Origin of the sequence: Ornithinimicrobium sp. CNJ-824 (genome assembly GCF_001942405.1) — a bacterium.
Lineage (GTDB): Bacteria > Actinomycetota > Actinomycetes > Actinomycetales > Dermatophilaceae > Ornithinicoccus > Ornithinicoccus kibberensis.
This window is the reverse complement of record NZ_MKKA01000002.1, coordinates 57,015-76,996: the sequence shown is the minus strand read 5'-3', so window position 1 is coordinate 76,996 and position 19,982 is coordinate 57,015. Positions and strand designations below refer to the sequence as shown.

Sequence of the window (19,982 nt, the reverse complement as noted above, 5' to 3'; positions counted from 1 at the left end):
GACCTGGTCCCTGGTGCACAACCTTGTCCCGGGGATGGGCTCCTCAGGCGGCCGCCTCCTCCCGGACGTCGAGCACCCAGCGGTCGCCCTCGGGCCGGAAGCCGATGCGGCCGTAGTAGGGGTTGGCCATGCCGGCGGGGGAGAGCACGCGCTCGAAGCCCCGGCGGGCGAACAGCCCGGACTCGCGGTAGACGAACTCGCCGGGGGTGAAGTCGCGGTAGCCCGGGCTGACCCAGTCGAGGACCACCTGCGCGGTGCCGCCGCCGGCGTCCTTGACGAGGACGACGCCGACGGTCTCGTCGCCCTGGAGGACCAGGTAGGAGCTCTGGTCGCCCTGGGGGGCGTGCGTGAAGCCGGGGTTGTAGCGGGCGATGTCCTCGCGGTGGACGTGCAGCACGTGCGCCAGGTAGCGGTCGTCGGGCTCCACCTCCAGGACCGTGTAGGCGTGGGCGTCGTGCCGGGAACGCAGCATCCGCCACAGGTAGACGACGTTGATGAGCGAGAGCACGACGTTGAGGCCCACCATCGGCCAGACCGCGATGATCGCGTTGTAGGCCAGCAGGATCAGCGACCCCGCCAGGTTGATGATCCGCAGCCGCAGCAGCCGTGTCTGCAGCAACGAGATGACGAGCACCGCCGAGCCCGTCCAGCCCACCACCTCGATCCAGTTCATGGGCGAAGCGTAGGCGCTGGCGCCTTTAGGATCTGCACCATGGCAGTCCGTCCCATCACCGTCATCGGCCACAAGGCCCTCCACTCGCCGACCAAGAAGGTCAAGGAGGTGACCGAGGAGATCCGCACGCTGGTCGCCGACATGTTCGACACGATGGAGGCCGCGGACGGCGTCGGCCTGGCGGCCAACCAGGTGGGCTCGCGGCTGCGGATCTTCGTCTACGACTGCCCGGTGCCCGAGGGCCCCAACGCGCGCGGCGTCGTAGTCAACCCCGTCCTGGAGCGCCTGGGCACCCCGCCGCCGCTGCACTCCGAGGAGGACGGCGAGGGCTGCCTGTCCGTGCCCGGGGAGTGGTTCGCCCTGGCCCGGCACCCCCACGCCCGGGTCACCGGCACGGACCTGGACGGCAACGCGGTCGTCGTCGAGGGCGAAGGGCTGCTGGCCCGGTGCCTGCAGCACGAGACCGACCACCTGGACGGCTACCTCTACGTCGACCGGCTGACCGGTCCCGTCAAGGCCGAGGCGCGCGAGGCGATCAAAGACCGCGGCTGGGCCGAGGACGGCGTGCTCAAGTGGGACCCGTCCACCCAGACCTCCGACAAGGTCTGACGAGCCCTAGCCCGAGCCCGAGCCGGCCGCCGGCCGCCGGGGACCGGCCCGGCCTACCGCCTGCGCGGGCGGGGCGGGGTCGGGTCGGGGTCGACCGCGACGCGGCGACGGCGTGGCTGCTCGTCGATCCACTCCCAGTCCGCCGGCAGGTCGTCGCGGTCGACCGGCTCCCACCGCGGCCCCGCGGGCGGCACCTCGGCGTGGTCCTGCCGTCGCAGCCGGCCTGCGGGCGTGCCCCGGCGGGCGACCAGGACGTCGGCGTCGAACCGGTCGGCCACACCCGGGCGGTCGGGCAGGTCGGTCTCGAACGGGTCCTGCTCGCCCGGCTCGTCCCAGTCCGCGGGACGGCCCCCGCCGGGCGCCCGCCCGTCCCCGTCGCGGCCGGCGTCCTCCTCGGGCGCGGCGCCGGCGTCCTCCTCGGAGTCCCACCCGGCCGGCCCGAAGATGGTCGCGCAGATCCGGCGGTACTTGTCGTCCGGGTCCGGCAGCCAGTTGATCTCCCGCATGGCCTGCTCCTGCCCGGCCGACTCCAGCACGAAGGTGCCGTAGCCGAGCATCCGCCCCAGCAGGCTGCGGCCGTAGTTCATGTCGGTGACCTTGCGCAGCGGCATCATCGCGACCTTGTGGGTCAGCAGGCCGTAGGTCATGATCAGCCGCTTGTCGGTCGCCACGAACCACTCGTTGCGCCACTCGGCGAAGCGCCAGACCGCCCGTCCCAGCACCGCGAACCACGCCCACCACAGCACGGCGACGAGCTGGCCGACGGTCTCCTCGACCGTGGGGGAGACCGCGGCCACCGCGACGAGGGCGGCCAGCGTGGTCGCGACGGGCTCGACGAGGTAGGCCCAGTGCTGGCGGGTGGCCACGACCGGACGCTCGTCGTCGAGCAGGTAGCGCTGCAGGATGCGCCGGCTGAGCCGGATCCCGTCGTCGGTCGTGGCGGCCGCGGACATGTCCGCTAGCCGTTGACGATGTTGCCGAAGAACCGGCCGATGTTGAGCACGCCCTGGCTGATGATGTCCCAGATGGCGCGGACGATGTCGGCGGCCGTTCGGGGTTGGTCACGACCGCGTAGATGATGAACCCCCACAGCAGCCAGTGCAGGACCTTCTTCACCGTGGCTGGCATCGGACGTCCTCCAGAGGGTCGGGGTCGGGGTCGGTCACGCGTGTGCCACCGGGTGCCGCCCCGGTCACAGTCCTGGTGCCAGTGTGGCAGAAGTGACCGGGTATGCCGTGCTGCGTGCGGTCGGGAGTGTCGCAGCTGCGTCGCGGCCGGACCTGGTCGCTCAGGCCCGCAGCAGCGGCGAGGCGGCCATCCGGTCCAGCGCCTCGGCCACCTCGGCGGTCGACCCGGCGAAGGACAGGCGCACCATCCGGTGGCCGTTCGCCGTGTCGAAGTCCACGCCGGGCGTGATCGCCACCCCGCAGTCGGCCAGCAGGTCCTGGCACCAGGCCACCGAGTCGTCGGTGAGGTGGCCGACGTCGCACCAGGCGTAGAAGGCCCCGTCCGGCGGGGCGTCCATCCGCAGCCCGACCTCGGGCAGGCGGGCGACGAGGAGCTCGCGGGTGGCGGCATACCGCTCCCGGTGCCCCTCCAGCTCGGCCCGGGCCTCGGCGGTGAAGGCGCCCAGGGCCGCGTGCTGGCTGATGCCCGGCGGGCAGATGTTGAGGTTGCCGGTGAGCACCTCGAGCGGGCGGCGCAGCGACGCCGGGGCGAGCAGCCAGCCGACCCGCCACCCGGTCATCGAGAAGTACTTGCTCACCGACCCCACGACGACCGCCTCGCGCGAGGTCTCCCAGGCGCTCGCCGTCGGCCGGCCGTAGGTCAGCCCGTGGTAGATCTCGTCGCTGACCAGCAGCGTCCCGTGCTCCTCGCACCAGCGGGCCAGGGCGACCAGCTCGTCGGCGTCGATCACGGTCCCCGTCGGGTTGGCCGGGGAGGCGACGATCAGCCCGGCCGGCGGCCCCGACTCGGCCGCCAGGTCCTCGAGCATCGCCACCGTGGGCTGGTAGCGGGTCTGTGGACCGCAGTCGACCTCGTGCACCCGCACGCCCAGCGCCTGCAGCGTGTTGCGGTAGGCGGGGTAGCCCGGGCGGGCCATCACGACCGTGTCGCCGGCGTCGAACGCCGCCAGGAAGAGCGCGGTGAACGCCCCCGACGAGCCGGGGAAGACCAGGACCTCGTCGGGGTCGACCTCGATGCCGCTCAGCTCGCGGTGGTGGCGGGCGATCGCCTCCCGCAGCGGCAGGATCCCGGTGGACTCGGTGTAGCCCAGCACCTGGGAGGTGGCCGCCTCGACCGCGGCCCTCACGGCCGGCGCCGGGGCGGGGGTCGAGGGCTGCCCGGCGCACAGCATGAGGACGTCGCCGTGGGTGCGCTGGCGCTCGGCCGCGGCCTTGAGCACCTCCATCACGTGGAAGGGCTCGACCGCGGACCGCCGCGAGACCCGCGCCGGGCGCGACGGCATACCCGGTCCTCCTCAGACCACGCCGTAGAGCCGGTCGCCGGCGTCCCCGAGCCCGGGGACGATGTAGCCGTGCTCGTTGAGCCGCTCGTCGATCGCCCCGGTGGCGATGGTCACCGGGCAGGCGAGGTCGGACAGCTCGGACTGCAGGCGCTCGATCCCCTCGGGTGCCGAGAGCAGCGTGATGGCGGTGATGTCGTCGGCGCCCCGCTCGGCGAGGTAGCGGATGGCCGCGGCGAGGGTCCCGCCGGTGGCCAGCATGGGGTCGAGGACGTAGCACTGCCGCGCCTCGAGGTCGTCGGGCAGCCGGTTGGCGTAGGTGTGCGCCTCGAGCGTCTCCTCGTTGCGCAGCATGCCCAGGAACCCGACCTCGGCGGTCGGCAGCATCCGCATCATGCCGTCGAGCATGCCCAGCCCGGCCCGCAGGATCGGCACGACGAGCGGCTTGGGGCTGGCCAGGTGGATGCCCTGGGTGGGGGCCACCGGGGTCTGGATGTCGAAGGGCGCGACCCGCACCTCGCGGGTGGCCTCGTAGGCGAGCAGCGTCACCAGCTCGTCGGTCAGCCGGCGGAAGGTCGGGGTGTCGGTCCGCCGGTCGCGCAGGTAGGTGAGCTTGTGGGCGATGAGGGGGTGGTCGGCAACGTGCACGCGCATGGGCAAGACTCTAGGTCGTGACGGACGACGACGGCACCCCGGTGGGGGAGGACGGGCCCGGTGGGGCGGACGGGGCGTCCGGCGTGCGCGTCGGGTCGGGTGCGGGGCCGGCCGTCCCCCCGCGGTATGCGGAGTGGCTGCGGCTCGCGCTCGCCGAGGCCGAGGGGGCGCTGACCTCGGGCGACGTGCCGATCGGAGCGGTCGTCGTCGACGCGGACGGCCGGGTGGTCGGCCGCGGACGCAACGTGCGTGAGGCGGAGCACGACCCGACGGGCCACGCCGAGGTGGTGGCCCTGCGGGAGGCCGGCCGGGCGCTGGGGCGGTGGCGGCTGGACGGCTGCACGCTCGTCGTGACCCTGGAGCCGTGCGCGATGTGCGCGGGGGCGGCGGTGCTGGCCCGGGTCGACCGGGTCGTGTTCGGCGCGTGGGACGAGAAGGCGGGGGCGTGCGGGTCGGTCTGGGACCTGCCCCGCGACCGGGCGGCCCTGCACCGCCCGGAGGTCGTCGGGGGCGTGCTGGCGCAGGAGAGCGCCCGCCTGCTGCTGGGCTTCTTCGGCGACCGGCGGGGCTGAGGGGTCGTCGCCGGGGCGAGGATTTTTGGCGGTCGCGGGCGTCGGGTAGCCTGATCCGCGGTGGCGTGTCCGAGCGGCCTAAGGAGCACGCCTCGAAAGCGTGTGAGGGCGCAAGTCCTCCGTGGGTTCAAATCCCACCGCCACCGCGCTGGTCCGCGGAGCGGACCCAGGACCCCCGAGCCGATCGGCGTCGTGGGCTCTCTGCGTCTCCGATGGAGTTCGCCGGCGCGGGGGGTGCTCCGCGGAGCACCCTTTTCGGGGCTGCTCCGCGGAGCACCTGCATCGGAAGGCCAACTACTTGCGCTGCCTGACTAGTCAGGCATATGGTCTAGTCATGCAGACGGAGCAGTGGCCCGGCGAGTGGCTGCGCGGAGTCCTGGGGGTGTGCGTCCTGCGGATCCTCCTGGACGGCCCCAGCTACGGCTACGCCATCACCCAGCGGCTGGCCCAGGTCGGCCTCGGCGAGGTCAAGGGCGGGACGCTCTACCCGCTCCTGGGCCGCCTCGAGCAGGCGGGACACGTCGAGGTCGAGTGGCGACCCGGGGACGGCGGACCGGGGCGGAAGTACTTCGCCCTCACCGGCGCCGGTCGTGCCCACGCGCACCGGCAGGCGGCCGACTGGGCCGCCTTCACCACCACCACCCGCGCGCTGACCGACGGCGCGCTCGACCCCCAGGGGGAGCACCGATGAACAGGACCAGCAACCAGGGCAACGGCCGGGCAGGACGCGACCGGGCGGCGCAGCATCCCGCGGACCGGGACCCGGCGGACCTCGCGCCCAGCGTCGAGCGGGCCTGGGCGGACGAGTTCGCCCTCGAGCAGCGTCTGCTGGACGTGCCCGGGGCCCGGATCGGCGACGCCCTCGTCACCGTCGAGTCGCACGTGGCCGAGTCCGGGGAGACGGCGCGGGAGCCTTCGGCGACCCCCGGGCCTACGCCCGGGAGCTGGCCGAGGGCGAGGGGGCCGCACCCGGTCCGGTCGGGCCGGCCACGGCGACCTGGGCCGTGCTCGGGCTGGTCGGGATGATCCTGACCGGGTGGGGCTTCTCGGCGTGGCTCCAGGAGTCTCCGGCCGACATCTCGGTGGGTGCGCTCGTCGGCGGGGCCTTCGCGCTGACCTCCTTGGGGGCCCTCCTGCTGGCCCCGGGCGTCGTCCTGCGGGCCCTCGTCTCCCGGCTCTGGGTCGGCGCGGTCCTGATGGTGGTCCCGGTCATGGCGATGAGCGTCGCGATGGTGCTCCTCCCCGCCACCGCCTTCCAGGCGCCCGCGCTGCCGGTGCTGGCCCTCGGGCTGCTCCTCGTGGCCGTCGCCAGCGTGCTCGGGTGGTTCGACCACGACCAGGCCGACCTGGTCCTGGCCCCCGGGGAGCAGCCCTCCGGCGGCGGACGTGCCCGCCTGCGCCTGGCCCTCGTCCTGCCCGCGGCGACCCTCGTCGTGGTGGTCCTCTCGTGGCTGTTCGACCTGCTGGCCTGACGGTCGGTCGTGCGGCCGTCAGTCCTCGGCGGCCTCCGGAGCCGCCCACACGACCGCCTGCGCCACCTGGCTGAGGCCGCCCTTGGGGTGGGTCCGGAAGAGCGGGGAGGTGCCGAACACCACGGCGGTGCCCTGGTCCCCGCGTGCCGAGATGACCGACGCCTGCCCGGCGGCAGCGTCCGGACCGTTCGCCCCGTTCGTGGCCCGCCAGTGCCCGGCCAGCATCGGGTCGGTCGCGTAGGTCTGCTCCACCGTGGTCGATCCACCGAGCTCGGTGAACCACACCGGCGGGTAGACGAAGGCGTGGTCCTGGGCGTGGGGCGCCAGGATCGACCCGTCCGGAGTGTCCACCGCGACGATGCCGTTGGACCGGCCGGATCCCTGGACCGGTGTGGCCTCGACCAGATCGAACTGCGCCGCTGCGCCGAAGCCGGCGGTGCCGGCCCCGACGATGGCGTGGCCGTCGGCCAACCACTCGGCGACCGTCTGTCGACCGCCCGCGTCGGCGCCGCTGAAGGAGAACGTCCCGTCGACCCACAGGACGTCGACGTCACCGAGCACGGCGGGGTCGCCGGCGATGCTCCCTGCGGTGAGCGGGACGATGTCGAAGCCCAGCTGCTCGAACGAGGTGCGGTCGTCGGCCCCGCCGACCACGCCGACCGTCAGGTCGTCGAGAGCCTTGGCCTCCCCGGCCGCGACGGAGGTGAGCTGCTCGTCGTCGGCGGCCCGGACGACGATGTCGTGCTCGACGGCGGCGTTGACCACCGTGGCGTGATCGTCGGCGGAGACCACGGCCACGCCCTCGTCCAGCATCCAGACCTCCGCGTCGGCGTCCAGCAGGTCGTTCAACGCCCGGTAGTCCGTCACGCCGGCCACGTCGAAGGCGGTGGCCACCTGCTTCTTCGGCGCGGTCCCCACCGAGAGGGGGACCTCGATCGCCCGGGTCCCCGGGATCGCCCGGTCGGTGATGTCGCCGACCTTGTCGACCGTCGCGCCCCAGAGGTAGGCGTAGCTCCAGGCGGAGATGTCGTACATGGTCGGCACCTTCTGCGAGATGTCGGTGCCGAGGTCGAGCAGGGCGTTGGCCAGGGCCCGGTGGGGCTGGTGCAGGTCGACCACGTAGGAGCCGGCCGGGTAGGTCGTCCCGTCCAGCGTGCGGGGGGCGTTGAGGACCTGGACCTCGACGCCGTGGAGGCGCAGCTGCTCCACGAGCGAGGCGGCGTCGCTCGCTGACCGCTGCCCCTCGCCCGCGGGGATGACGTAGGCCCGGGGCAGGTCGACCGGGTCCTGGTCGTCGGTCGGGTCCCACAGCTCCTTCCACTGGTCGGGCCCGGGCACCTCGGCGATGTTCTCCCCGGTGAGCGCGGTCTTCGGCTCACCGGCGGCGGCGCGGCGGAAGAACTCGATCTGGTTGGCCAGGATCTCCTCGCTGTGGGCGGCGACGTAGTCCACGCTGCTCTCGATGACCTCGGAGGCGACCGCGGTGTTGACCGCCGCCCGTTCCGGGGTCTGCACCCCGATGCGCCGGTCCCGGGGGAGGGGCAGCTCGACTGTGGCGGTCAGCGCGCCGAAGTAGGCGGCGTACTGGGCGGTGAAGATCGGCGGGTAGTCGTCCCACCCCGACGGGGTGTCCCGGTAGGGGATCTTGATGCCGCCGGCGTCGGTGAGCGGGTTGCCCTCGATCGCGGCGTCGACCACGTCCTGCTCCACCTGGAGGGCCAGGGCGTAGTTGTGCGGGATGAACAGGTCGTACTCGTAGTTCTCCCCGTGCGGCGGGCCGGTCGCTCCACCTGCAGGTTGCCGGTGTAGCCGTGCAGGTCGAGGCGTAGAGGGGCAGCAGCGCCTGCGCCAGCTCCACGTAGGAAAGCGCCTCCGGGGTGACGTTGGTGACCATGTCGCGGTTGGCGTCGAAGCCAGAGCGGTCGCGCGGGTGCCCAGGTAGCGCCCGTCCGGGTTGAGCGTCGGGGAGAAGTAGAGCCGGTGGTTCTCCAGCAGCTCGGCCACGGCCGGGTCGTCGGAGGTGGCCAGCTCCTCGATGTAGTGGAGGACCGCGTCGGTGCCCTCCCACTCGTTGCCGTGGATGTTGGCGGAGAACCAGATCGGGGTCTTGTAGTCGCGGGCCAGCCGCTCGTCCTGGGCGGCCTTGGCCGGGTCCTGCTCGACGAGGTCGCGCCACCGGGTCTGCTGCGTGGTCTGCTGCCGGGTCTCGGGGGCGGTCACCGTGACGAGGTAGAGGTCGCGCCCCTCGGTCGACTGCCCGACCACCTGCGTCGAGACGCGGTCGCTCTCGGCCATCACCGCGTTGAGCCGTGGCGCCAGGTCCGCGTAGCCCACCAGGTCGGCGGCGTAGCTCTTGTCGTCCGGCGCATGGTCGAACTCCTGAAGGGCGGGCTGGACCGGGTACGACTCGGGCATCGTCAGCCCGGTGGTGCTGGTCGCCGGTAGCTGCCCGTTGCCGTTCCCGCGGGGCCCGTCCGGCGGACCATCGGGGGCCGAGGCCGCGGTGGGGGCGCCCGCCAGGGCGAGGCAGACGGCCAGGGTCAGCCCCTGGGTGGCGCGGCGGCTCCTGGTGCCTCGGGTCATGGGTCCTCCCTCGAACGCCGGCCGGCTCCCGGCCGAAGGCTCGAACCTAGCGATCGACGGGTCCGCCTGACCAGGGTCCGGGAGAACTCCAGACCAGATCTTTACCCTGGCGGAGGAGCCTCCGAGGGGGTCCTCAGCCGGTGACGGTGGCGGCCGAGGTGATGAACAGGCCCATGAACGCCAGGAACCCCAGGGTCCCCAGCACCAGGAACACGGTCCCGACGATGCCGGTCACCATGCCGCCGACGAGCATCGAACGGTTGGTGGCCGGCACCCCCGATCGGTCGACCTCCTTCAGCGCGCGGTGGCCCATGGCCCAGGCGAACGGCCCGAGCAGCGGCATGACCACGACGCTGAGGATGCCGAGCACGAGCACGGTGGTGCCCTGCGGGTGGGCGTAGCCGGAGGGGGCGCCCCACGTCGGCGGACCGGAGGGGGCCTGCCGACGCTCCGGCTGGAGGGCCCAGGGATCCTCGGGCTCGCTGCCCCCGGTCGGCGGGGTCGGCCGGAACTCGCGCATGGTCGGCACGCTACCCGCGCGCCAGCTCCTCCGCCGCCCGGGCGATGTCGTCCAGCTCGGTCCGCAGCGACTTCTCCGTGAGCTTGGTCCCCAGCGGACCCACCACCTTCAGCGCCAGTCGTTGCAGCCGGCCCGGGTCGGTGACGGAGGCCTCGAAGGTGACGGTGAGCAGGGTGCCCGAGGCGTCGTCCATCGACTCCAGCAGCAGGGTGGTCCGGTAGCGGGTGCTCCCGTCGACGGCCTCGGTGACCGTCCGGCGCAGCGGGTCGTTCTCCACGACCACCATCTCCTGGGTCTCCGAGGCGCCCATCATCCGGCGCGTCTCGCGCCAGCGGGTGCCCACGGCATACGGACCGTCGGAGACGACGTGCAGGGCGGTGACCTGGGAGAGCCGTTCCGCGGCCGTCGAGGTCGGTGATCACCTCCCAGACGGATGCCGGCGGGGCCGACACGCGTCGGGAAAGGGTGACGTGGTGGTCCATGGTCAGCCTTCCTCGGTGCTCTCGGCGTCGGTCGCGCCGCTCTCGTCGTCACCCGGCTCGGCCAGGTCCTCCCACGCCGACCCCAGGACGAGGTCGACCGAGCTCGCCTGACGTCCGTCCTCGACCAGCTCGACCCCGTCGGGCAGGGCGTCCCGCAGGACCTCGGCCTCCTCGACGCCCTCGGGGCCGTGCCGGACGACCGCGACCCCGTCGATGGTCGCTCCCTCCGGGTCGTTAGCCACCGTCAGCACGTCGAAGGACCGGGCCCGCAGCGCCTCCCCGGCCCGGCCGGCGGCCCCGTTTCCTGCGTTGGCGTTGTAGACGTTCACCGGGACGTCCTCGGGGGCCAGGCTGGGGGCGGGCGCCGGCACCGCCGTCGAGACGGCCGCGTCGTCGGTCCCGCCCTCGTTGAGCCCGAACCATCCCTGGACGTAGGCGAGCGCGAACCCGAAGACCAGGAGCAGGCCGAGCAGGACCGCGACGATGACCAGCCCGGCCCGCCGACGGGCCCGGCGGGCGGCCGTCGACATGCCGGCGGTGCGCACGTAGCCCACGGCTGGTCCTTCCGTCGCGTCGGTCAGGGGCAGGGCGGGCGGAAAACCCGCTGTGCGAGGTTAGCGACCCCGACCGGCGTCGAGGTCCAGGACACGCCCGTGGACCACCGGACGGCCCTGCAGGGCGGCGCGCAGGGCCCGGTGCAGGCCGTCCTCGAGGTAGAGGTCGTCCTGCCACTTGACGACGTGGCAGAAGATGTCGCCGTAGAAGGTCGAGTCGGGGGACAGCAGCACGTGCAGGTCCAGCTGGGCCCGGGTGGTCACCAGCTCGTCGAGACGCAGCATCCGCGGCGGCAGGTGGGCCCAGTCGCGGGCCTCGTCCAGGCCGTGCGGCGGGTAGGGGCGCCCGTCGCCCACCCCCTTGAAGATCATGGCGGGAAGTCTAGGCGGCGACGGGCCCGTCCGCGCCCCGCACTAGAGTCGGCGTCGTGAGCGAGGAGAACGAGCAGAGCAGCCCGAGCGCCCAGGTCGACCGCATCCGGGAGGGGTATGCCTTCACCGCGCCGAGCATCGTGCTCGGCGGGGCGGTGCACGAGGGCGAGGTCGTCCCCGACGCGGTCGTCCGGCTGCCCCTGGGCTCGATGAACCGGCACGGGCTCGTCGCCGGGGCCACCGGCACGGGCAAGACCGTCACCCTGCAGGTGCTGGCCGAGCAGCTCTCGGACGAGGGCGTGCCGGTCTTCCTCGCCGACATCAAGGGCGACCTGACGGGGATGGCCTCGCCGGCCGAGGGCGGCGGGAAGATCGAGGAGCGCATGGGGGCCCTCGCGCAGGAGTGGAGCGGCACCGCATACCCCGTCGAGCTGCTCAACCTCGGCGGGACGGGGGTCGGCACGCCGGTGCGGGCCACGGTGACCTCCTTCGGCCCGACGCTGCTGTCGAAGGTGCTGCGGCTCAACAAGACCCAGGAGTCCAGCCTGGGGCTGGTGTTCCACTGGGCCGACCAGCAGGGGCTGGCCCTGCTCGACCTCAAGGACCTCACCGCGGTCATCCAGCACCTGCTCTCTGACGAGGGCAAGGCCGACCTGAAGTCGCTCGGCGGGCTGGCGACCTCCACCGCGGGGGTCATCCTGCGCGAGCTCGTCGGGCTGTCCGCGGCGGGCGGTGACGTCTTCTTCGGGGAGCCGGAGTTCGACACCGCCGACCTCATGCGCCTCACCGACGACGGCAAGGGGGTCATCAGCTGCCTGGAGCTGCCGGGCGTGCAGGAAAAGCCGGTGCTCTTCTCCACCTTCCTCATGTGGCTGCTGGCCGACCTCTTCCAGGACCTGCCCGAGGTCGGCAACCCCGAGCGGCCCAAGCTCGTCTTCTTCTTCGACGAGGCGCACCTGCTCTTCGACGACGCCTCCGACGCCTTCCTCGACTCCGTCGAGCAGGCCGTGCGGCTGATCCGGTCCAAGGGGGTGGGCGTCTTCTTCGTCACCCAGACCCCCAAGGACGTGCCCGACAGTGTGCTCGCCCAGCTCGGCAACCGGGTGCAGCACGCGCTGCGGGCGCACACGCCGAACGACGCCAAGGCGCTGCGGGCCACCGTCTCGACGTTCCCGACGAGCGACTACGACCTGGAGGAGCTGCTCACCGCGCTCGGCACCGGCGAGGCGGTCGTGACGGTCCTGTCCGAGAAGGGGGCGCCCACCCCCGTGGCCCACACGATGATGCGGGCGCCGCAGGGCCGCATCGGCCCGTCCGAGGAGGCCGTGGTCCGGCAGGTGGAGGCCGGCTCGGCGATCCGGGAGAGGTATGCCGAGGCGCTGGACCGCGAGTCCGCCCACGAGCTGCTCGCGGCGCGGCAGCGGGCCGCCGAGGAGGCCGCCGCCCAGGAGGAGGCCGAGGCACCGGCCCGGTCCGGGGGCGGGCGGCGCGGCAGGGCGGCGCAGGAGGACAAGGGCGTCATCGGGCAGGTCGTGGAGTCCACGGCCTTCCGGTCGATGCTGCGCTCGGCCGGCACCGTCATCGGGCGGGAGATCACCCGGTCCATCTTCGGGACCAGTCGCAAGCGGCGCTGACCTGCGGTTTCGACCCTCGCGCGACGGTCAGGTATCCTCGTCCGCGGAGGATTCGCATAGTGGCCTAGTGCGCACGATTGGAAATCGTGTTGGGGATGAAACCCCTCGCGGGTTCAAATCCCGCATCCTCCGCCACGGTCCTTGCGTAGGACGCGTCCGACCCCCGGTGCCGCCACGGCCCCGGGGGTCCTTGCGTGCGCCGGGTCGGGGAGGTTCCGCGACGACCGCGGATGTGCCAGGATAACTGTTGCTTGTCCAACTCATAGCAACGACTGATAGGACCTGTCATGGGCACCACCACCTGGCGGCCGGACCCCACCTTCTACCCGTCCCCGGAGCTGGCCGGCGAGGCGCCCGCGGAGCAGCACGCCTTCGTGGCCACCTTCTGGCGGGGGGAGGGGGAGCCGGGCAAGGACGCGCTCGCGGTCGTCTCCGTCGACCCCGCGGCGGCGGACTACGGGCAGGTGGTGGGCTGGTGCGAGATGCCGAACGTCGGCGACGAGCTGCACCACCACGCTGGAACGCCTGCTCCTCGGCCCTGTGCCCCGGCAGCGCCCACCCGCACGTCGAGCGGCGCTACCTGCTGCTCATGGGCCTGCGCTCCTCCCGGATCCACTTCGTCGACGTCAGGGACGACCCCCGCAACCCCACGATCGCCAAGGTCATCGAGCCGGAGGTGTACAAGGCCCGCAGCGGCTACTCCCGCCCGCACACCGCCCACTGCGGTCCCGAGGGGATCTACGTCACCAACCTCGGCTCCGCCGAGGGGGGACGAGGGGCCGGGCGGGATCGCCCTGCTGGACCACGACACCTTCGAGGTCAAGGCACCTGGGAGAAGGACCGCGGCGAGCAGTACCTGGCCTACGACTTCTGGTGGCACCTCAACCACGACCGGATGATCACCAGCGAGTGGGGCACCCCCCGCCAGGTGGAGAACGGCGTGCTGCCCGAGGACCTGCTCGCCGGCCGCTACGGCAACAAGGTCCACGTCTTCGACCTCGTCCGCCGCACCCACCTGCAGACGCTCGAGCTCGGCCCGCAGTACCAGATGGCCCTGGAGCTGCGGCCGGCCCACGACCCCGACCAGCAGTACGGCTTCGTCGGCGTGGTCCTGAGCCTGGAGGACCTCTCCGGCTCGATCTGGTGCTGGCAGCGCGACGGCCGGGACGGCGAGTTCACCATCACCAAGGTGTTCGACATCCCGGCCGAGCCGGTGGCCGACGAGGACGTCGACCGGCTGCCCGAGCTGCTGCGGCCGTTCAAGGCGGTCCCCCCGCTCATCACCGACATCGACCTGTCCGTCGACGACCGGTTCCTCTACGTCTCCTGCTTCGGCACCGGGCAGAGCATCCAGCTCGACGTCACCGACCCGCTGCACCCGAGGCAGGTCGGCGAGATCCGGCTCGGCGGCATCATGACGCGGGCCAGCCACCCCGCCGCCCCCGACCTGCCGCTGGCCGGCGCCCCGCAGATGGTGGAGATCAGCCGCGACGGGCGGCGGGTCTACTGGACCAACTCGCTGTACGGCGCCTGGGACGACCAGTTCTACCCCGACGGGGTGGGCGCCTGGATGGCCAAGGCCGACATCGACCCCGGGACGGGCCGGATGACGCTGGACGAGCGGTTCTTCCCCCACGGGGACGACTTCCGCGGCAACCGCGTGCACCAGACCCACCTCGAGGGCGGCGACGCCTCCAGCGACTCCTACTGCTTCAGCTGACCGGCCGGTGCTGCTGACCCACGCCGGCCACGCCGGGGGCGGGGTGGTCGACGTCGCCGCGCTGCTCGCCGCCCTGGGGCTGGGGCTCTTCCACGGGGTCAACCCCGCCATGGGCTGGCTGTTCGCGCTGTCCTACGGGCTGCAGGAGAAGAGCCGGCGGGCCCTGCTGCGCTCCCTGGCGTGGATCGTGCTGGGCCACGAGCTGTCGGTGCTGCCGACCGCCCTGGTCGTCACCCTCTTCGCCAGCCAGGTCTCCCGCAGCCTCGCCCTGGGCGCCGTGGCGCTCGTCCTGGTGGTCGTCGGGCCGTGCAGCTGCTGCGGCCCCGGCACTTCCGATGGGTCGGGATGCGGCTGCGGCCCTGGCAGCTGGCCTGGTGGTCCTTCCTCATGTCCACGGCGACCGGGGCGGGTCTGATGCTGGCCCCCGTGCTGCTGGCCACGACGACGAGCGGCCACGAGGACGCCGTCGCCGGGGCGCTCGCCGGCGACCTGGGGGCGGCCGTCCTGGTCGCGCTCGTCCACGCCCTCGGGATGGCGCTGGCCGCCGGGGCCACCGCCCTGGTGGTCTACCAGGTCCTCGGCCTGCGGGTGCTGCGCTCGCACTGGGTCAACCTCGACCGGATTTGGGCGCTCGCCTTCCTCGTCGCGGGGGCCGGGGTGGCCGTGGCCTGGTGGCTGGGGTGAGGCGGCCTCAGCCCACCGCCGGCCCCGCGACGCGTTCCCCGAGCGCCTCCTCGAGGAGCGTGACGAGCGCCTCGAGCTGGACGTCGGCCGAGTCGGGGATCTCCTGGTCGGCCCCGTCGAGGGCCCGCGCCGCCAGCCCCGCCTTGCTGTCGATGAGCTCGGCGATCCTCGTGTCGAGGGTCTGCGCGGCGATGATCCGCCACGCCGTGACCGGCTCCTCCTGCCCGATGCGGTGGACGCGGTCGATGGCCTGGGTCTGCTCGGCGTCGGTCCACGACAGCTCCGCCAGGACCAGGTTGGAGGCCACCTGCAGGTTGATGCCCACGCCGGCGGCGGCCAGGGAGCACACGGCGACGGCCACGTCCGGGCCCTCGGTGAACGCGTCGATGTGCTTCTGCCGGGCCGACGCCGTCTGGTCCCCGCGGATGGAGGCGTACCGGATGCCCCGCCGGGCGAAGGTCTCCTCGGCGGTGTCCATGACGTCGATGTGCTTGGCGAAGAGCACGACCTTCCCGGCGCTGCGGGCCAGCTGCGCGGCGTAGTCGGCCGCGAGCCCCGCCTTCGCCTGACCGATGCGCCGCATCATGCTGAAGACGTTCTCGTCCGAGGCCGTCGCCCTGCTCGCCCGCTCCCTGGCGGCGACCTTCCGCACGAGGTCGTGGTCGACGCCCTCGACGGCCCCGCCGCCGGGTCGCGCCTCCAGCGCCTGCTCGTAGCGCGCGACGAGACGGCGGGCCAGGCTCTGCTCCGCGGCCCGGACGGAGCGGCCGGCCTCGTCGTCGAGCTCCACCGGCACGTCGGCGACGCGGCGGGCGGGCAGGTCGGTGGCCACGTCCACCTTGCGTCGCCGCACGATGCCGCGCTCGACGACGGCGGCGCGGGCGGCGGCGGAGAAGCCCCGGTCGGCCGGCGTGAGACCGATCTCCTCGAGCGCCTCCATCAGCTCACCGACCGGGCGGGTCTCGTCGATCCAGCCGAGGAACTGCCAGATCGCCGTGAAGTCCTCGATGTCGTTGATCAGCGGCGTGCCGGTGAGGGCCATGAGCAGGGGGTGGCCGGTCCGCGTGCGGATGCGCTCGGAGAGGCGCAGGACGTGCTGGGACCGCTGCGACTTGCGGTTCTTGATGTAGTGGGCCTCGTCGACGACCATCCCGCGCAGGCCCAGCTCCCCGAGCCAGCCCACGTGCCGGTCGAGCACCTCGTAGTTGACGACGATGATGTCCGCGAAGCCGTCGATCGAGTGCCCGTCGCCGTGGACCACCGTGGCCCGGTGGGCGGGGGTCCACAGCGCGGCCTCGCGCGCCCAGTTCATCTTGACCACGTTCGGCACGACGACGAGCAGCGGGTAGGCGTCCGCCGCCTGGGCGGCGAGCAGCGCCTGCGCCGTCTTGCCCAGGCCGGGCTCGTCGGCCAGCAGGAACGTCCGGTGGCCCGCCGCGGCCGCGGCGACCACCCTCGCCTGGTGCGGCATGAGCTCGAGCCCGTCGGGCAGCAGGGTGGGGGCCGGTTCCGGCAGGTCCATGCACGAGAGCGCCCCGCCGTCCTCGAAGGACCGCAGCAACGGCTCGATGAGCTCCCAGCCGGCGAGGCGGCGGGGCCTGGCCGTGCGCCGGGCGACGGCGGAGAAGTCGGGCGGGAGGAAGGGGTTGGCGCGCTGACGGGAGAGCACCGACGGGGGCACCACCTGTCGCTGCACGGCCGGCGTGGGCTCGGCCGGCGGGGCCTGCTCGACGGGTTCCTCCGGCACCTCGACGCCGGCCTGCTCGAGGAGCTCGCGGCGCAACGACCGTGCCCGGTCGGTGATGACGGCGTCGTCGGCGAGCAGGCCGAGGAGGGTGGTGTCGCGGGCGGCGGTCGTCGCCAGGATGGTGGCGATGCCGTCGAGGCGCTTGAGCTCCTCGGTACGCCGCGCCGCCGACATCTCCCCGTCCGCCTTGACGCGGGCCCGTTCCTCACGCATGAGGAGCGCCACCACCTGGAACTTCGTCCGGACCGAGGGGGGCGTGCGGCCGCGCCTGACCGCGGCCTCGACCTCGCGGACCACCTTGGCGAGCACCTGGATCGTGCCGTCGGCGTCGTGGCCAGGCCCGCGCCGGGTGCGGGTGCGGGCGTCGTGCTGGCGCGTGCGTGCGCCGTTCTGACGCGTGCGTGCGCCGCTGGGACGCTGGGCTCCTCGAGCCACGAACTCCTCCTCAGGAGTGGTCGGTCAATCCCCGGCGGGACCTGGCCCGCACCTCACCCGCAGGCGAGGACGCCCGGCAGCCCCGGACGGAGACGTCCCCGGGAGCGAGCTGGTCCAGCGGATCTGCAGCAGATCGACGCGTCGGAGGTGTCCAGCCGCGATGGCACCACCAGCGTACCGCGTGGCGGGCGCCGTGAGGCCATCACTCGGCGCGGCCCGCACGTCGACCGCACGTCGACCCGCTCGTTGGCCCGCCCGTCGCCGGTCGCCTACACTGGTCCCCGGACCCCTCGTGCGGTGGTACCTCACTGAACTCCCCCAGGGCAGGAATGCAGCAAGGGCAGGTGAGCTCTTCCAGGTGCGCGAGGGGTTCTTCCATCCCCGGACCCCCTCAGGGCGTGAGCATGACCTTGATCGCCCGGCGCTCGTCCATCGCCCGGTAGGCCTCGGCCACCTCGGCCAGCGGCAGCGTCAGGTCGAAGACGAGGCCGGGCTCGATCTCGCCGGCGAGCACGTCGTCGCGCAGCTGCTCCAGGTAGTGCCGGACCGGAGCCACCCCGCCCGCCAGCGCGACGTTGTGCCGGAACATCCGTCGGACCGGCACCTCCACGCCGTGCGGGACGCCGACGAAGCCCACGGTCCCGCCCGGGCGCGCCGAGTCGAACGCCTGGGTCATCGACTCCCCGGTGCCGACGCACTCGAGCACGCGGTCGGCCCCCACGCCGTCGGTCAGCTCCAGGATCCGTTCCGCACCCTCCTCGCCCCGCTCGGCGACGACGTCGGTGGCGCCGAACCGGCGGGCGATGTCCTGGCGCGGCTCGTGGCGCGACATCGCCACGACCCGGCCGGCGCCCATCCGGGCCGCCGAGAGCACCGCCGACAGGCCCACGGCCCCGTCGCCCACGACGACGACGGTCTCGCCCTCCTGCACCCCCGCCAAGACCGCGCAGTGCCACCCGGTGGCCATGACGTCGGACAGCGCCAGCATCGAGGGCAGCAGCTCCTCGTCGGGCACCTCGGGCGTGGCGACGAGGGTGGCGTCGGCGTAGGGCACCCGCATCACGTCCCCCTGGCACCCGGGCGTCCACTCCCCGTCGCCGTCCCGGCCGCCCCAGCCGTCGCCGCCCAGCACGCACGAGGTCTGCACGCCGTTGCGGCAGTGGGCGCACCGGCCGCAGCTGAACCGGAACGGGGCGATGACGAACTGCCCCGGCCGCACCGAGGTCACCTCGTCGCCGACCTCCTCGACGATCCCGACGAACTCGTGGCCGATCCGCCGCGGCTTGTCGACCGGGTTGATGCCCCGGTAGGGCCACAGGTCCGACCCGCAGACGCAGCTCGCGGTCACCCGGACGATCGCGTCGGTCGGCCGGACCAGGGTGGGGTCGGGCACCTCCTCGAGGCGGACGTCACCGGGCGCGTGGAGGATCGTGGCTCGCATGGGCGCCATCCTGCCACCGGCGCCCGACCACCCCTGACGGCACCTGCACCCCATACCTCGTCCGTGGGAGGATGAGGCGCCCCGCCGCCCGTTCGGGCGTCCCACGAGAGAGGAAGCCACGGTATGCCGTTCCACGTCGGCTCCGAGGTCGGTCGCCTGCGCCAGGTCATCGTCCACCGCCCGGGCCTGGAGATGCACCGCCTGACCCCGGCGAACAAGGAGCGCTACCTCTTCGACGAGATCCTGTGGGTGGAGAAGGCCCAGGAGGAGCACGACCACTTCTCCCGGCTGATGACCGACCGCGGTATCACCGTCCACCACTTCGACCAGCTGCTGCGCGAGACCGTCGCCGTTCCCGAGGCGCGCCGCTACATCCTCGACGCCTCCCTGGACCAGCGGCACGTGGGGCCGATGGCCGCGGAGGAGCTGCGCACCGCCTTCGAGCAGATGGACGACGCCCGGCTGACCCGCCACCTCATCGGGGGGATCACCAAGGCCGAGGTGCTCGACGCCATCCCCTCCCCGCAGAGCCTGATGATCGAGCAGCTGGACCTGCACGACGCCGTGCTCGCGCCGCTGCCCAACCACCTGTTCACCCGGGACACCTCCGCCTGGGTGCACGACGGCGTCGCGGTCAACTCGATGCACAAGAAGGCGCGGCGCCGGGAGACGGTGCACTACGACGCCATCTACACCTACCACCCGATGTTCGCCGACGCGGGCATGCGCTGGTGGGCGCACGGCGTGCACGACGGACCGGCCACCGCCGAGGGCGGCGACATCCTCGTCCTCGGCCGGGGGGTCGTCCTCGTCGGGCTGTCCGAGCGCACCACGCCGATGGGCGTGGAACGGCTCGCGCGCCGCATGCTCGCCGCCGGCGACGTCACCACGGTCGTCGCGCTGGACATGCCCAAGGCCCGGGCGGTCATGCACCTGGACACCGTGATGACGATGATCGACGAGGGCACCTTCACCCGCTACAGCGGGCTTCCGGACCTGCCGTCGTGGACGATGACCGCCGGGGACGTGGCGGGCGACGGGGAGGTCGACGTGGTCATCCGGCGCAACGCGCCCGAACGGATGATGGACGTCATCGCCGAGGCGCTGGGCCTGGACTCGCTGCGCGTGCTCGCCGCCGACCAGGACCCGCGCGCCGCGGCCCGCGAGCAGTGGGACGACGGCTGCAACGTGCTCGCGCTGGAGCCCGGCGTCGTCGTGGGCTACGAGCGCAACACGGTGACCAACGACTACCTGCGCGCCCAGGGCGTGGAGGTGCTGACGATGTCCGGCTCCGAGCTGGGCCGGGGCCGCGGCGGTCCGCGCTGCATGTCCTGCCCGATCGAGCGCGACCCGCTGGGCTGAG

At 73.1% G+C, this 19,982-nt stretch carries 21 protein-coding genes, 2 tRNA genes, 1 other RNA gene and 1 pseudogene; 13 read left to right on the top strand and 12 right to left on the bottom strand.

The window, feature by feature from the left end:
* Positions 1 to 43 precede the first annotated feature (43 nt).
* On the bottom strand, positions 44 to 673 hold the full coding sequence (locus BJF81_RS00900; protein WP_075956763.1) for a hypothetical protein: 630 nt from the start codon (positions 671 to 673) through the stop codon (positions 44 to 46).
* A gap of 39 nt (positions 674 to 712) precedes the next feature.
* Here BJF81_RS00900 and def point away from each other — a divergent pair, with 39 nt between their 5' ends.
* Positions 713 to 1,282, top strand: a complete 570-nt coding sequence (gene def / locus BJF81_RS00895) for a peptide deformylase (protein WP_075956762.1) — start codon at positions 713 to 715, stop codon at positions 1,280 to 1,282.
* Between the two features lie 53 nt (positions 1,283 to 1,335).
* Here def and BJF81_RS18445 read toward each other — a convergent pair whose 3' ends face one another.
* From BJF81_RS18445 to upp, 4 genes are all read right to left on the bottom strand, one after another.
* Positions 1,336 to 2,235, bottom strand: a complete 900-nt coding sequence (locus tag BJF81_RS18445) for a PH domain-containing protein (protein WP_075956761.1) — start codon at positions 2,233 to 2,235, stop codon at positions 1,336 to 1,338.
* A 5-nt stretch (positions 2,236 to 2,240) separates the two neighbouring features.
* Positions 2,241 to 2,372, bottom strand: coding sequence for a hypothetical protein (locus BJF81_RS20165; protein ID WP_269087293.1), 132 nt, complete (start codon positions 2,370 to 2,372; stop codon positions 2,241 to 2,243).
* 198 nt (positions 2,373 to 2,570) lie between these two features.
* The gene (locus BJF81_RS00885) at positions 2,571 to 3,752 is read right to left on the bottom strand and encodes an aminotransferase class I/II-fold pyridoxal phosphate-dependent enzyme (protein WP_075956760.1); all 1,182 of its coding nucleotides are present in this window, start codon (positions 3,750 to 3,752) and stop codon (positions 2,571 to 2,573) included.
* Between the two features lie 12 nt (positions 3,753 to 3,764).
* On the bottom strand, positions 3,765 to 4,403 hold the full coding sequence (gene upp / locus BJF81_RS00880; RefSeq protein WP_075956759.1) for a uracil phosphoribosyltransferase: 639 nt from the start codon (positions 4,401 to 4,403) through the stop codon (positions 3,765 to 3,767).
* 83 nt (positions 4,404 to 4,486) lie between these two features.
* Here upp and BJF81_RS00875 point away from each other — a divergent pair, with 83 nt between their 5' ends.
* The 5 genes from BJF81_RS00875 to BJF81_RS00855 all read left to right on the top strand — a co-directional run bounded on the left by BJF81_RS00875 (position 4,487) and on the right by BJF81_RS00855 (position 6,447).
* Complete coding sequence (locus BJF81_RS00875) at positions 4,487 to 4,975, top strand: nucleoside deaminase (protein ID WP_075956799.1); 489 nt, start codon at positions 4,487 to 4,489, stop codon at positions 4,973 to 4,975.
* Positions 4,976 to 5,034: 59 nt separating this feature from the next.
* Positions 5,035 to 5,121: transfer RNA gene (locus BJF81_RS00870), tRNA-Ser, on the top strand.
* A 188-nt stretch (positions 5,122 to 5,309) separates the two neighbouring features.
* A complete protein-coding gene (locus tag BJF81_RS00865) occupies positions 5,310 to 5,666 on the top strand; it encodes a PadR family transcriptional regulator (protein ID WP_075956758.1) in 357 nt (118 codons plus the stop codon).
* Positions 5,663 to 6,001: a hypothetical protein gene (locus tag BJF81_RS00860; protein ID WP_075956757.1), complete on the top strand. Its 339-nt coding sequence runs from the start codon at positions 5,663 to 5,665 to the stop codon at positions 5,999 to 6,001. Before BJF81_RS00865 ends, BJF81_RS00860 begins: the two co-directional genes overlap by 4 nt.
* Entirely contained in the window at positions 5,980 to 6,447 is a 468-nt protein-coding gene (locus BJF81_RS00855) for a hypothetical protein (RefSeq protein ID WP_075956756.1), read from the top strand. The genes BJF81_RS00860 and BJF81_RS00855 overlap by 22 nt, the downstream gene beginning before the upstream one ends.
* 18 nt (positions 6,448 to 6,465) lie before the next feature.
* Here BJF81_RS00855 and BJF81_RS00850 read toward each other — a convergent pair whose 3' ends face one another.
* The 5 genes from BJF81_RS00850 to BJF81_RS00830 form a co-directional block, all read right to left on the bottom strand.
* Positions 6,466 to 9,030 (bottom strand): M14 family zinc carboxypeptidase, encoded by a 2,565-nt coding sequence (locus BJF81_RS00850; protein WP_083663888.1) that lies wholly within the window; start codon positions 9,028 to 9,030, stop codon positions 6,466 to 6,468.
* 133 nt (positions 9,031 to 9,163) lie between these two features.
* Entirely contained in the window at positions 9,164 to 9,550 is a 387-nt protein-coding gene (locus BJF81_RS00845) for a DUF4190 domain-containing protein (RefSeq protein ID WP_187345478.1), read from the bottom strand.
* Positions 9,551 to 9,560: 10 nt separating this feature from the next.
* A complete protein-coding gene (locus tag BJF81_RS00840; protein ID WP_083663887.1) occupies positions 9,561 to 9,893 on the bottom strand; it encodes an SRPBCC family protein in 333 nt (110 codons plus the stop codon).
* A 141-nt stretch (positions 9,894 to 10,034) separates the two neighbouring features.
* On the bottom strand, positions 10,035 to 10,586 hold the full coding sequence (locus tag BJF81_RS00835) for a LytR C-terminal domain-containing protein (protein WP_075956755.1): 552 nt from the start codon (positions 10,584 to 10,586) through the stop codon (positions 10,035 to 10,037).
* Positions 10,587 to 10,646: 60 nt separating this feature from the next.
* Positions 10,647 to 10,958, bottom strand: coding sequence for a type II toxin-antitoxin system VapB family antitoxin (locus BJF81_RS00830; protein ID WP_075956754.1), 312 nt, complete (start codon positions 10,956 to 10,958; stop codon positions 10,647 to 10,649).
* Positions 10,959 to 11,014: 56 nt separating this feature from the next.
* Here BJF81_RS00830 and BJF81_RS00825 point away from each other — a divergent pair, with 56 nt between their 5' ends.
* The 5 genes and pseudogenes from BJF81_RS00825 to BJF81_RS18435 all read left to right on the top strand — a co-directional run bounded on the left by BJF81_RS00825 (position 11,015) and on the right by BJF81_RS18435 (position 14,996).
* Positions 11,015 to 12,592: a helicase HerA-like domain-containing protein gene (locus BJF81_RS00825; RefSeq protein WP_075956753.1), complete on the top strand. Its 1,578-nt coding sequence runs from the start codon at positions 11,015 to 11,017 to the stop codon at positions 12,590 to 12,592.
* Between the two features lie 45 nt (positions 12,593 to 12,637).
* A tRNA-Ser gene (locus BJF81_RS00820) sits at positions 12,638 to 12,727 on the top strand.
* 152 nt (positions 12,728 to 12,879) lie between these two features.
* Positions 12,880 to 14,312, top strand: a pseudogene (locus BJF81_RS00815) (selenium-binding protein SBP56-related protein).
* A 7-nt stretch (positions 14,313 to 14,319) separates the two neighbouring features.
* A complete protein-coding gene (locus tag BJF81_RS18440; protein ID WP_143780608.1) occupies positions 14,320 to 14,727 on the top strand; it encodes a hypothetical protein in 408 nt (135 codons plus the stop codon).
* Positions 14,700 to 14,996 carry a hypothetical protein gene (locus BJF81_RS18435; protein WP_158068591.1) on the top strand — a complete coding sequence of 99 codons (297 nt, stop codon included), beginning with the start codon at positions 14,700 to 14,702 and terminating at the stop codon, positions 14,994 to 14,996. The genes BJF81_RS18440 and BJF81_RS18435 overlap by 28 nt, the downstream gene beginning before the upstream one ends.
* Positions 14,997 to 15,003: 7 nt before the next feature.
* On the opposite strand, the gene BJF81_RS00805 is transcribed toward BJF81_RS18435, so the two are convergent.
* Positions 15,004 to 17,178, bottom strand: coding sequence for a DEAD/DEAH box helicase (locus BJF81_RS00805; RefSeq protein WP_075956752.1), 2,175 nt, complete (start codon positions 17,176 to 17,178; stop codon positions 15,004 to 15,006).
* A 281-nt stretch (positions 17,179 to 17,459) separates the two neighbouring features.
* On the opposite strand from BJF81_RS00805, the gene ffs reads away from it, so the two are divergent.
* An RNA gene (gene ffs / locus BJF81_RS00800) (signal recognition particle sRNA small type) lies at positions 17,460 to 17,556 on the top strand.
* A gap of 13 nt (positions 17,557 to 17,569) precedes the next feature.
* Here the strand turns inward: ffs and BJF81_RS00795 are convergent.
* Positions 17,570 to 18,619 (bottom strand): zinc-dependent alcohol dehydrogenase family protein, encoded by a 1,050-nt coding sequence (locus BJF81_RS00795; protein ID WP_075956751.1) that lies wholly within the window; start codon positions 18,617 to 18,619, stop codon positions 17,570 to 17,572.
* Between the two features lie 123 nt (positions 18,620 to 18,742).
* Between BJF81_RS00795 and BJF81_RS00790 the strand changes: the two genes are divergently transcribed.
* A complete protein-coding gene (locus tag BJF81_RS00790; RefSeq protein WP_075956750.1) occupies positions 18,743 to 19,981 on the top strand; it encodes an arginine deiminase in 1,239 nt (412 codons plus the stop codon).
* Position 19,982 lies beyond the last annotated feature (1 nt).